Origin of the sequence: Okeania sp. SIO2F4 (assembly GCF_010672385.1) — a bacterium.
Lineage (GTDB): Bacteria > Cyanobacteriota > Cyanobacteriia > Cyanobacteriales > Microcoleaceae > Trichodesmium.
Window position 1 is genome coordinate 1 of record NZ_JAAHGT010000176.1, and the last position, 13,105, is coordinate 13,105.

Annotated in this window: 10 protein-coding genes; 6 read left to right on the top strand and 4 right to left on the bottom strand. The window is 36.8% G+C overall.

What is annotated here, in order from left to right; all coding sequences use genetic code 11:
* Positions 1–118 precede the first annotated feature (118 nt).
* From F6K22_RS13605 to F6K22_RS13630, 6 genes are all read left to right on the top strand, one after another.
* Entirely contained in the window at positions 119–850 is a 732-nt protein-coding gene (locus tag F6K22_RS13605) for a sensor histidine kinase (RefSeq protein ID WP_293098348.1), read from the top strand.
* 472 nt (positions 851–1,322) lie between these two features.
* Positions 1,323–2,195, top strand: coding sequence for a PhzF family phenazine biosynthesis protein (locus F6K22_RS13610; protein WP_293098351.1), 873 nt, complete (start codon positions 1,323–1,325; stop codon positions 2,193–2,195).
* A gap of 708 nt (positions 2,196–2,903) precedes the next feature.
* Positions 2,904–4,337, top strand: coding sequence for a GUN4 domain-containing protein (locus tag F6K22_RS13615; protein WP_293098353.1), 1,434 nt, complete (start codon positions 2,904–2,906; stop codon positions 4,335–4,337).
* Between the two features lie 421 nt (positions 4,338–4,758).
* Positions 4,759–4,902 carry a hypothetical protein gene (locus F6K22_RS13620; RefSeq protein ID WP_293098356.1) on the top strand — a complete coding sequence of 48 codons (144 nt, stop codon included), beginning with the start codon at positions 4,759–4,761 and terminating at the stop codon, positions 4,900–4,902.
* Positions 4,903–5,138: 236 nt separating this feature from the next.
* Positions 5,139–5,477: a hypothetical protein gene (locus F6K22_RS13625; protein WP_293098358.1), complete on the top strand. Its 339-nt coding sequence runs from the start codon at positions 5,139–5,141 to the stop codon at positions 5,475–5,477.
* A 293-nt stretch (positions 5,478–5,770) separates the two neighbouring features.
* The gene (locus F6K22_RS13630) at positions 5,771–6,952 is read left to right on the top strand and encodes an ankyrin repeat domain-containing protein (RefSeq protein WP_293098360.1); all 1,182 of its coding nucleotides are present in this window, start codon (positions 5,771–5,773) and stop codon (positions 6,950–6,952) included.
* A gap of 899 nt (positions 6,953–7,851) precedes the next feature.
* Here F6K22_RS13630 and F6K22_RS13635 read toward each other — a convergent pair.
* The 4 genes from F6K22_RS13635 to F6K22_RS13650 form a co-directional block, all read right to left on the bottom strand.
* Positions 7,852–8,628, bottom strand: a complete 777-nt coding sequence (locus tag F6K22_RS13635) for an NAD-dependent epimerase/dehydratase family protein (protein ID WP_293098363.1) — start codon at positions 8,626–8,628, stop codon at positions 7,852–7,854.
* Positions 8,629–8,815: 187 nt separating this feature from the next.
* Entirely contained in the window at positions 8,816–9,460 is a 645-nt protein-coding gene (locus F6K22_RS13640) for an RNA-guided endonuclease InsQ/TnpB family protein (RefSeq protein WP_363273508.1), read from the bottom strand.
* 69 nt (positions 9,461–9,529) lie between these two features.
* Positions 9,530–9,736 (bottom strand): hypothetical protein, encoded by a 207-nt coding sequence (locus tag F6K22_RS13645; RefSeq protein ID WP_293098366.1) that lies wholly within the window; start codon positions 9,734–9,736, stop codon positions 9,530–9,532.
* A 440-nt stretch (positions 9,737–10,176) separates the two neighbouring features.
* A complete protein-coding gene (locus F6K22_RS13650) occupies positions 10,177–11,685 on the bottom strand; it encodes a GMC family oxidoreductase N-terminal domain-containing protein (protein WP_293098369.1) in 1,509 nt (502 codons plus the stop codon).
* Positions 11,686–13,105: the final 1,420 nt, after the last annotated feature.

Genomic DNA, 13,105 nt, shown 5'->3' on the forward strand with positions numbered 1-13,105 from the left:
CGCATCCTTAAAACTTTAACCTTTAGCGATCGCCTAATTTATGAAAAATACAGCTCATACAGTTACTTTTATGTTACATTATAAATATCTATGTAATATGTAAAGATGCCAGCGCTCATTGCTATATATTAAAGATATTCTTCATTTCCTATTTCTTTATCAAAAGTATTATCCTAATCCTGCTGAAGAAATCATTGAAAATGCTGAAGATATTGATTTAGATTTTTTGATTGAAGATTTGCCTAATCTTATTACTTTAATGAAGGCTGGTTCCGAAAGGATTAAATTTCTAAGCACATCTTTACGCACATTTTCTCGAAATGAATTAAATAACGATCAAAAAGTTATTTGTGCCGTCCATAAGCATATTGATAACACTCTATTAATTCTGAATCATCGTTTGAAAGCAAACAAATATCGTTCAGCTATTGAAGTAGTAAAAAAATATGGGGATATGCCTGAGATTAAATGTTTTCCTGGACAATTAGCCCAGGTATTTATGAATCTGATTTCTAATGCTATTGATGCTATTGATGCTATTGATGAGTTTGTGAAAAAAACAGAATTTTATAAGTTTAAATTCCAGCCTCAGATTACAATTTATAGTGGAATAAATCAGGATAAAACAGGAGTAATCATTAGAATTAAAGACAACGGTGTGGGAATGTCAGAAGAAGTTAAGGCAAAAATTTTTGATAAGCTTTTCACAACTAAGGCTGTCGGGAAAGGTACAGGTTTAGGCTTGTCTATTGCTTATAAAATCATGGTAAAAAATCATGGTGGTAAGCTTTGGTGTGAGTCAACTTTAGGCCAGGGTTCAGAATTTATTTTGGAATTACCAATAGGATGATGGGGTGATGGGGTGATGGGGTGATGGGGGATTGAATGTTGAAGTAATATCATGTCCGGATAAGAGCGTGATAAAAAAAACTTTCTCCTTCTTTTCTTCTTTCTTCCCTCCTGAATACTGAATACTGAATTCTGAGTAGTTTATTTATAACTGTTCAACCGGACATGATATAATTATATATCTATAAACATATATTGTATAATAGGGTTTGGTCTCATATCAAGTTTCATGAATTAGCCATAAGAAAAATTGGTAGTCCTGTAGATGTAGTGATTTAGGCTGTAGGAAGCGAATAGGAAACACTTAACTGGGAATAGAAAAGCCCCTAAATTATTGATTTCATGCATAATAATCTAATATTCCTAGTTGACCTTTTATCCGAGTATCACTACTTGTACACCACAACCGAAAATATTTTTCAAGTTTCTCCTTATTTCTTATTCCCTATTCCCTACTCCCTAAACAAAATATTATGGATTTTTACATTGTAGATGTATTTGCTGAAACTAAATATGCTGGTAATCAATTAGCTGTCTTTACTGGTGCTGAAGTAGTTAATCTTTCTGATGAGGAAATGCTGCAAATTGCGAGAGAGATGAATTATTCAGAAACTACTTTTATTCTCTCTCCTGAAGAACGAAATGGTGGTTATGATGTGCGAATATTTACTCCGACTAAAGAATTGCCTTTTGCGGGGCATCCAACTTTAGGAACTGCCTACATTATTCAGCGAGAAATTATTAAAAGTTTGGTGGAAAAAGTCGTTTTAAATCTGGCAGTAGGACAAATTCCTGTGAGTTGGAAAGGTGAAGTTTTATGGATGCGTCAAAATGTACCGACTTTTGCTCAAAAACATCAAGTAGAAACTTTGGCAGAAGTATTAAATCTAGAGGTAGCTGATATTGATATTAGATTTCCTATTCAGGAAGTTTCAACAGGGATACCTTTTATAATTGTGCCTTTAAAAACTTTGGCAGCTTTGAAAAAAGCTAAGGTAAATTTAGATAAATATTATCAGTTTATTCAAACAGCAAAGGCAACGGAAATTTTGATATTTTGCCCAGAGACATACAAATATATTGATGATTTAAGTGTGAGAATGTTTGCTCCCTATTTAGGAATTACTGAAGACCCGGCGACGGGCAGTGCTAATGGTTGTTTAGCGGGATATTTGGCTGAATATAATTATTTTTATCGGAGCAAAATTGATATTAGAGTAGAACAAGGATATGAAATTAATCGACCATCTTTATTATTGTTACAAGCTGAGAAAAAAGTAGGGGAAATAGAAGTATTTGTAGGTGGAAATGTTGTGATGGTTGCTCAAGGAAAATTTGTTTTTTGAAAGGAATAATGAAGAATGAAGGGAGAATAATTAAGAATGAAGAATGAAGAATGAAGTAGGAGAAACATCCATATTTTCCACCACACAATTGTAAGGAAGAAGGAAGAATGAAGAAGAAAGAAGGGAGAAGAATGAAGGGAGAAGAATGAAGAATGAAGTAGGAGAAACATCCATATTTTCCACCACACAATTGTAAGGAAAAAGAAATAAGAAAGAAGTAAAGAAGGGAGAGGGAAGAAGAAAGAAGTAGGAGAAACATCCATATTTTCCACCACACAATTGTATGGTTTAATATCAAATCTGCTTGCTTCGGAGTGTTATATCATATCCGGTTGAATACTTACACTTTGGAGGAGCTAAGGTAGAAGGCAGGAGGCATAAGGAAAGAAAAGACTTGAAGGGAGAAGTTTTTTTATCACTGATTATCCGGACATAATATAATAAGAAACCTGGTTTATGGGAGGTAGATTTTAGTGTGGTCAAGTATTTAATATAAACCCGGAATAATATGCTTTTTTACACCGATACTACAGCATTTGATATAACAAGTGAAGTTTGCTTTTCTTATACCGAAATTATCTGGTTTAAAATGTGGTAAAAGTTAAAACAATGCTTGCTTGATTCATCAAAAAGCTCAGAGCTGACTGCTAATAGCTAAATGCTTACCAGACTTCAGCTAAAAATCTATAGTAAAAAACAGTATTAATTATGAGTCAATGTCTAAATCCTGACTGTCTAAATCAAAATCCACCAAACACAAATTTTTGCCAAAAATGCGGGTCAAAATTGCTTTTAGCTGAACGTTATCGTGCTGTAAAAATTATCGGTCAAGGTGGTTTTGGTAGAACTTTTAAAGCAGTGGATGAATTTAAACCATCTCAACCATTTTGTGTAATTAAACAGTTTTTCCCGGAAGCTCAAGGAACGGAAAATCTGGAAAAAGCAGCAGAATTATTTGCTCAAGAAGCAGTTAGGTTAGAAAGTTTAGGAAAACATCCTCAAATTCCAGAATTATTGGCATTTTTTACTCAGGATAATCGTCAATATTTGATTCAAGAATTGATTGAGGGGGAAAATTTACAACAGGAGTTAGAAACAGTAGGTCAGTTTAATGAAGCTAAAATTTGGGAGTTATTAAATGATTTATTGCCAGTCTTAGAATTTATTCATTCTCAACAGGTAATTCATCGGGATATTAAACCAGAAAATATTATTAGACGACCTGACTCTTCCCAGAAAAAAGGAGAATTAGTATTAGTAGATTTTGGGGCTGCTAAATATGCAATTCCTAATAGTTTGGCAGTGACAGGAACGGTTATTGGTTCTGCTGGATATGCTGCGCCGGAACAAGCTGTGGGAAAGGCAATTTTTGCTAGTGATATTTATAGTTTGGGGGTAACTTGTATCCATTTGTTGACTCAAGTTGAACCGTTTGACTTGTTTGATGTGAGTGAAAATGATTGGGTTTGGCGATATTTTTTAGTCTCTTCTATAAGTGATGATTTGGGTAATATTTTAGATAGGATGATTGTAGGAGCAACTAAGAAAAGATTTCAGTCAGTGGGGGAAATCTTGGCATTGATTAAACCGAATGTTTTTGATTCTTTACGACCCGAAAAACAAGTCAGTAATTTTTCTCCATCTGCGTCTATTCGAGAAGTAGAGTTAAGTTCTGAAATGGGAATAGATTATAATGATTTGCGTAAATTTTTGGCTGCTAAAAAATGGCGGGAAGCAGATAGAGAAACCGCAAGGTTAATGTTAGAAATAACTCACCAAGAAAGTCGGGGTAGATTAAGTATTCGTTCAATTGATAATTTTCCCTGCACTGATTTACAGACTATTAATCAACTCTGGGTAAAATATTCAAATGGTAAGTTTGGTTTTTCTGTGCAAAAAGAGATTTGGGAAAGTTTTGCTAATCAAACCTTTTATTTAACTTATGAGAAATTAGGCGATCGCTTGGGTTGGCATTCAATTTTAGGTTGGACTAACTACGATAATTTAATATTTTATCTGGAGAAAGCGCCAGACGGTCACTTACCTGCGATGTTTGCGATGACTGGGAATTGGGTATGGTTTATGGAGTTAGGAAAGTTATTTTCTGCTCTGAGAAAAAGACTCAAAATTTGTCAAATATAGGTAGTTCTGTATATATATTGATTTATTGTGGAGAAAGGGAACAGGGAACAGGGAACAGGGAACAGAAAATATCCCTAATTTACAGGTTTTCAAGGAATAGTATTTGTAGACTACTTGACTTTTTCTGGGGAAAATTACTACTTGTACACTACTACCCTCAATTTTATATTATTTGCCTCCCTTTTTTTTCTTCTTTCTTTATCCCTTCTTCCGAACTTATACTATTTGTAAAAAATATCGCTCGGGGTTGGTAAGCTAAAACGCATTTTAAATGCGTCTTAGCAAGTCAGAAGTTAGAAGTCAGAAGTCAGAAGTAATAAGAGTTTTCTCTTAAGCAAGGCACATAACAATAACTCGTTTAAATACACAACAGCTTATTACCATTTTCATTTTTTATTATTCAAGCAGGAAGAGATTAACAATGGCACAGACAATTCAAACTCACAATATAGATTTACGCTATTTAGTCGATAACTTTAATATTCAGTTAGTTGAAGATGATAATTTTTTCTCCGAGTCGCGAGAAAATTTGCCAGAAATAACAGAGATGGAAAAAAACTTTTAGATAAGGTTAGAAGAGGATTTATTAATTTACTTAATTATGCACCACTTTTAGAAGATGTAGTCAAAATGTCAGTTCTAGACCCGATTTTATTTATTGGTGATTTTTATCTTACCGAAAAATTTTGGTTTAAAGCCTCCCCTTTTAAGGGGAAAACAAAGACAATATTCCTTATATTCAATTCCCGAACGGTTTGAACCAGAGGTAATTATCAATTATCAATTATCCATTATCCATTAATGAAACCCTTCTATGTTAAATCAGAACAACCAATAGAAATAGAGAGTGAAGATGATGGAATAATTATCAAGGGTATAATTGATACTCTAGTATTAAAATACCAACTTTGGGTGATGGTAATTGAATCAAAAAAAGCTGCATATTCTGTGGAGGTAGGATTAGCTCAAATATTAGTATATATGTTGGAAAATCCTCACCAAAATAAACCTAGTTATGGTCTGATTACCAGTGGAGGAGAGTTCACTTTTATTAAGTTAGTTAAGGCAGAAAATCCTATGTATGGAATTTCAAATTTATTTGCAACTAGAAACCCTGGAGATTTGTATCGGGTTATGTAAATTTTGAAGTGTTTAAGTCAGATTGTTGTGAATAGCTAAATGGTAAGTATTAAGCCGTCAGCTATTGGGACTTACACAACTTCTATAGACAAAGTGATTATGCTGTGCTATAGTCCAAAGGTACCTAATACTAAGGTATTACTGAGAGGAAAAAATATTTTATTTCATATCAAACGCCATAACTTAAATTTTTTGAGTTATTGTCTTAGTATCGAGACTTTAATCTTTTAATAATTGGCTAAATTAACTGCAAGTAAATCTATTAATTTAGAGGTTGACAAACTGTAAGCTTTATGACTAATAATGAAGGCAGCAAAACTATGATTGAAAACAACAATTCAGTTGGCGAGATACTTTCTCAAGACGACACTTTTGCTAACAATGTTGCTCAAACATTTGATGCTGCTCACCGTGGCGATAAAGAAACAATACAAACCTTACTTCTGCAAGATATTAGTTTAGCCAATATTAAAGATGAAGGTATTCAAACTACCCCTTTGCATTTGGCTGCTCATCGGGGTTACTTAGATATTGTCAGGTTACTATTAGATGCTGGTGCTGATGTTAATGCTGTAGAAGGTAACTTTAGTAACAGTACCCCATTACATTGGGCAGCTACAGGAGGTCATTTAGAAGTAACAAAACTTTTGGTCGAAAGGGGTGGGAATATTAATGTAAAAGATAACTGGTATAACCTAACTCCTGTAGGCTGGGCAACTATTATTAAGCTATTTCCCCCGGAGGGTTATCTTAGCACTCGTCACCAAGAAGTTAGGGAATATTTACTTAGTAGAGGAGCGCAGTTAGATATTTTTTCAGCGATCGCTCTTAACCAAATTGATTTTGTTTACTCTTTAATTGAGGCAAATCCAGAAATACTAACTCATAGATTGGGTTTTTTTGCTAAAAATGAATCGCAGCCTCTCCATTTCGCAATAGAAGAAAATCTGACTCAAATGGTGGAACTTCTTTTAGAAAAAGGTGCCGATCTTAATGCTCAAAACGGTTGGGGTATAACGCCTTTATGTTTGGCTACTGTAGCTGACAACCAAACAATAATTGAATTATTAATGGCAAAAAATGCTCAAGTCGATTTAGCTACAGCGATTGTTGCGGGACAATGGGAACAGGCTCAAGCTTTACTCGATGCGCAGCCAACTCTTATTTCTGAAAAACCATTATTAATCCACTACACTATCGAACAAGGTTTAGTATCAGCAACGTCTTGGCTTTTGGAAAGGGGAGTAGATATTAACATTAGAGCTAGATACCAATTAGGCGATCATATTGTTAGTTTGACTCCTTTGCACGCTGCAATTAAAGCCGAGGGAGTTGAAATCGCTCGCATTCTTTTAGAATCTGGAGCAGATGTTAACGCCAAGACTACAGGAGAACTAGAAATAACTTCTCTACGCGCTGCAGTATTCACAGGAAATTTAGATTTAATTCGACTTTTGGTAAAGCAGGGTGCTTAATAAATGTTTGCTACAAATGAATAGGCTATTTATTAGGAGTCAGGAGTCAGAATGAATGGCTTGAATACCATTTTTTAGTTCGTAAATTATCTTTTTCTCTTGGTGCGCGTTCCCTTGCGCCGTGAGACGGCGCGGGGTCGCACCGCTTTGTCAAAGGGACATCTCCTGTAAAATCTTTTTATCCCCCTTACTATTCGTAACATTCTTTTTTCAAAATCATATAAGGTGTATTAGTGCAATACTATTGTCTATAGAGCAATAATAAATTCATTCTCTGAAGCACCCCGCCGGAGGTGATGGGTGGTGAGATTTTTCTACTATTGCGGATAGAGCAATAGTAAGTTCATTCTCTGAAGCACCCCGCAAGAGGTGATGGATAGTCAAATTTTTCTACTATTGCGGATAGAGCAATAGTAAGTTCATTCTCTGAAGCACCCCGCAAGAGGTGATGGGTGGGAAATTTTTCTTCTATTGCGTATAGAGCAATAATAAATTCATTCTCTGAAGCACCCCGCCGGAGGTGATGGGTGGGAAATTTTTCTTCTATTGCGTATAGAGCAATAATAAATTCATTCTCTGAAGCACCCCGCCGGAGGTGATGGGTGGGAAATTTTTCTTCTGTTGCGGATAGAGCAATAGTTAATTCATTCTCTGAAGCACCCCGCCGGAGGTGATGGGTGGAAAATTTTTCTTCTATTGCGGATAGAGCAATAGTAAATTCATTTCCTGAAGCACCCCGCCGGAGGTGATGGGTGAAATTTTTCTTCTATTGCGTCAAGCTTAAAGTAGTGGAATAGATTTTTGACTAAAAGCTTTGAAAAATCAGTATCTTACCATTTTCCTACAGTAACATTTAAGGCTTGACGCGCCACTACTAGACCTATCCCAACACTCCCTATTCACATAAACTTACTGCCTTTCGGCCAACCATATAACTGTAATCTGTAGAAAAAGTTGGGGAACAAAGCAAACAGATACTTAAAAATCTTAAAGCCAAAAGGCTCATCATAAGTTCCCACCCATTCCTTACTATTCTCAATCCAATTAACTATTTTCTCAGCAACCTTATCCGCAGGTGGAGCAGAATTAACTCGATTTTCCCGAATCTTATAAGCTTTATCATTCAAACGATTCACAGGTGCCCAAGCAAATTTACCAGCTATTACACCAGGGCGATATAATCGGAGGCGAATCATATTTTTACTGGAATGATAAACAATTGGTCCGACACCGGACCAAAAATAATGTAAGGCTATTTTTCCAGAATGATAAACAGGTCCGAAACAGGAAGGACTCCCATCTGCAATTGAACCAATGGCAATTACATCTAAACGTCTACTCCGATCTAACTTTGCTGCTTCAGTACCAACAACTGCCGGCCAAGTATAGTTGACTCTATTCATGGACTCTACTAACTCAATTACAGGGATGCCACCCTCTCCGACTTCGGTCTCAATTTGACCAGCATTCAGAATTACCACATCTGGGTCATACTCAAATAGTTTTTTGGCATCCTCAATAGTTTCTTGGGGAGAAACACACAACTCATCAAAAAAATCTCCCTCTAATTTTGGTTGACGAGTTACACCAACAACTCGCCATCCCCGTGACTTATATGCTTTACCCATCGCACTACCTAAAGTGCCGGAAATTCCAGTAATTACAACAGTTTTCATTATTTAGAATTTAGAATTTAGCTCTAGTAGGGTGTGTTAGCAAAGCGTAACGCACCGTTTTCTAGGAAAGTTTATACCAAATTTCAAAAAGGTGGTTATACTACTAATCTGAACACTCCTACCAACAGATTAAAGCACTATAACAGTATTTTTTGACATCCTCCTCGGCCTAAAGGCACGGGGATTCCTACCGAGCCGTAGCTCCTCGGCGGGTTGACGCTTCACAGGCTGCTGCCACCTTGGCGGTGGTCTTCTGCTTGCCTCCACGTCCGTTTAATGTCTCGGATTGCCCACCCGCGACTAATACATTTATTGCTGCATTGTGGTCTCTGTCGTGTCTACGGCCACAGTTCAGGCATTCCCACTCCCTAATCGAAAGGTCTAATTTTCCACCTTTGAACCCACAATTTGAGCAGATTTGAGATGTTGCCAGCCATCTATCAATGACTCTAAATTCTCTACTATATTTTTCGGCTTTCCCTTCGAGTAAAGTCCGAAACTGTCGCCATCCTAAATCCGAAATCGCTCTAGATAATTTCCGGTTTTTTACCATACCAGAAACGTTTAGATCCTCTAAAATAATTGTTTGGTTTTCACGAATTATTTGAGTGGATAGTTTATGCAAAAAATCTGTCCGAATATCTTTTAGTTTGGCATGAAATTTTGCTATCCTTAGACGAGCCTTTTCATACCTTTTAGAGCCTATGGTTTTCTTGGATAATAATTTACTTAACTTGCGATATTTCTTGATTCTTTTCTTTAATGGTTTTGGAGCATCAATTTTTGTACCATCGCTCAAAGTGGCAAAAGTTTTAATTCCTACGAGTGTGATACGAGGTTAAACGTTCAGGGTGCCTGGTGACCACAACGCCACAACCACCGCCACCCCTGATCCCTCCCCTCATGTACTCGACATTTGGTTGATGAAGGACTCAGAGTTATCTACTAAATCACTAGGTAGGGTATCTACAATAACACAGGGGGGAACATAAGCCTCGGCTGGACCGGAGAACGTACTATCGTAAGATAATATACAACTCATCATGGCGGCCATTTCATTCCATCCAAAGGTTTGGACTGTGTCACGAGCGCCCACAACCTCATCCAATTCCTTTTCCGATAATTCTTCGAATTGTGCTCGTTTGTTTTGTTTTTGGGCTAACTCGGAATCGAAATTATTGAGTGACTTTTTATACATAGCGTATTTTAATCTTTATGTGAACCGTTTGATCATTACACACATAACAATAAAAATTATGCCAAAATGGCGGGCATTTTGGGCGCATGTATCAGGGGCGCGCGGGCGCTGTGGCGAGGGAGGGCAAAAGGCAGGCGGTTGGCGTCATCACATATGCTGGTGGGATGACGATGTGACTGCGGCGTGGCAGTGCAATGGCATCCTCTCTTCTTCGTCCTGTTTGTTTTTCCGGCGTTGCTGAAACCTTGGGATGAATCTTTCACGGACTACACGGACCACACGGACCACACCCCCCACATCCCATTCATCCCACTTCCCTAAGCAACGCCGTTTTTCCTTTTCGCACTTTCTCACCTAGCTTCGCATATCTTCCTCCCAACTCTCAGAGCATTCGCTGCAATAGTTAAAGCAGGACTAACACCTAAAGCATTTGGCATAAACCCACCATCCACCACAAAAACATTTTCATGGTCATGTAAACGACAATCTTTATCAAGCACAGATGTATTTGGATCTGTACCAAAACGAGTCGTACCTACCTGATGGGATGTATGAATATCATCTTTATCGCCCGTCGCTCCAAAAGATAATACTGCTCCTGCCAACCGGAATACCTGTTTTAACTTCTTCTTATAGTACCGAGAACGATAAACATCATAAGGATGAAACTTGTGGAATAGACGAATTTTCCCATCCTTACCTAGTTCTATCCGATTTTCCTCTTGGGGTAAATCTTCGACAATGCCAGTTATTGCCAACATTCGCTTTAGTAGAAATTCGGCAATGGGTTTTGGTATTGGTACAGGGAAATTTTGTTGTAGAGAAAGAAGTCCGGGAATAGGTACTGTTTGAGCTAACCCCAATTTATGAGGAAATTCCTTAGTTCCCAGATAGAGGTCTGTAAACCCTAACTGTTTAATAAATTTATCGGCTCCTCCCGTCTCTTGTTTGAATAATCCTGCCATTAAAGCACCACAATGATACATATAATTCCGCCCCAATTGTCCGCTACGTCCTGTCAAACCAGACTTCATCAAAATAACTGGACTACCCAAAGCTCCCGCAGAAAGAATATAAACTTTAGCTGTTAGTTCCTCAACTTTGCTAGTTTGACGACAACGCAGACGTATACCCGTAACTTTTTTACTGCTATTAGTAACTAAACGGTCTGCTTCTGTAAAAGTTTGAACTTTAAGGTTATAATTAAAGGCTGCTTTATCAATAGCACGTACGACTGTAGAGGCACGAGCTTCATTAGGACAGTAGAAACCAGGACATTTAGAACAACGTAGACAACTATCAAAGTCTATGCCAAAAGGGAGATGAAATGGCATTAACCCAGCATCCTTTATACCTTTTTCTAATTGTTGGTTAATTGGTTCGAGTGGTGGAACTGTCCCTGGATAACCATTACTTGGTGTGCCAATATTCGGCATTTTGTATGGCTTATCCCCAGCAACATGAAATAACTTTTCTGCCTCGTCAAAGTAGGGAGTCATCTCTTCGTAAGTAATTGGCCAATCCCACAGATGACGAGGTAGCCATTCGTCATAAAATTTCCCTGGATGGAAGTCGTAGGGACTTGGGCGCATTAATACCCCTCCATATAAAGCAGTCCCACCCCCTAATACTCCAGCGATGTGAAGTTGGGCGCTACGTCCATTAACTTCAATTTGGCGATCGTCGAAAGCTTCTTTATTAATTAACATTCGTTGCTCATCTTGGAAAGCTTCAACATCACTAAATCTTGGGCCACGTTCTACTAGAAGAACCCGTTTACCAGCTTTTGCTAGAGTATGGGCGATCGTTCCTCCTCCTGCACCACTGCCAATAATAATTGCATCAAAATCGTAACCCACTACTCTCTCCCAATATATTTTTTGATTTTTTTATTAATATTAAATAGATCAATTCAGCATCCATTGATAAATTTGTAAAAATTAGCTCCTACAAACGAACTCAGAAGTCAGAAGTCAGAAGTTGTTTTTGTAACGGGGATTTTGAGCAACCCTCCAAAAGTAAAAAATTTTTTATTATACCAATTTCATAAAATATTGCTACAGTCACGACACAGGGAATAGGGAATAGGGAACAGGGAACAGGGGAAGAAAAACATGATAAAAAAGAGAAAAAAAGGTTTTATTTCTAGAATTCATGGGTTTTCTATTTTGTTTATTGTAGGAATAAATCAAAAAATCAGATGTAACTGCCTTTTTTGAAAATGGTATTATATGTACTAATTACCAGAAATATATAAGTAATGTGCTGCTAATTTTTTGTTAATTTATATACAAAAATCTCTTTTGATAATTTCATTCTTAAAAAAATATATAATCCTGGTAATTAGTTATCCCATCACGCTCAGAGTTAGGAGTCAGAATTCAGAATTCAGGAGAAAGAATTTGAATAGCATGAATTTTTAAATTCCTATTCAATAGAACATCTTTCAATAATTGATAATTGATAATGGATAATTGATAATTACCTCTCCCTAAAACGGATTGGATTGAATAAAAGGAAAATTTTTTCTTCTCAAGGGGAGATTGGATCTGGCTAGGTTTCCTCAGCATCCCATCCTTCGGAATGCTCCGCAAAGGACTGCTTGTTTCTCCTTCAAAGGAGAGGCTTTAAACCTTAATTATTCGGTAATTAAGAGAAAGTAATTTTGCGGTTACTATATAACCTGATTTTATATAAATAGACAAAAAGACAATGGTATATGCAACTTATAAAAAAGTCTATAAGTATGGCTTGCTGATTAAATATAAACCCATTGATAGACAAAGGTTTGAGCAATTTTAAGCCCGGAAAAAGTGCCAGCTTTTCGATTTAGCGAGCTGAAAAAGTCAGGATTTTAGGGTAATGGGAGGCAGAAAAATCACTTTTACTATTATGAAAGGCCATTCTCTATAACTCCCATTTATCCTGACTTTTAACTACTCCCTACTCCCTACTCCCTACTTCCTACCTCAACAAAAAGACTTTCCAAAAGCAAACCCTAAGTAGAAACAAAGACAAGAATAGTAATCAAACTGAATATTAGAATAAAAAAATAAATATTTTTAATGAATTAATCAGTTTATTCAAAACCTTTTCTAGTTTGGTCTTAGTCTTGATTTTTTCCTAAAATAATTTAACTGTGAAAAATGAAAAAATTAGTCAGTAAACATACAGCAATTGGAGTATGAGGTATAGCTGTCGCAGGCAAGATGCCCGCGCTACTACTCCCTACTCCCTACTCCCTACTCCCTACTCCCTTTTTTATTGAAACTTTCTCCA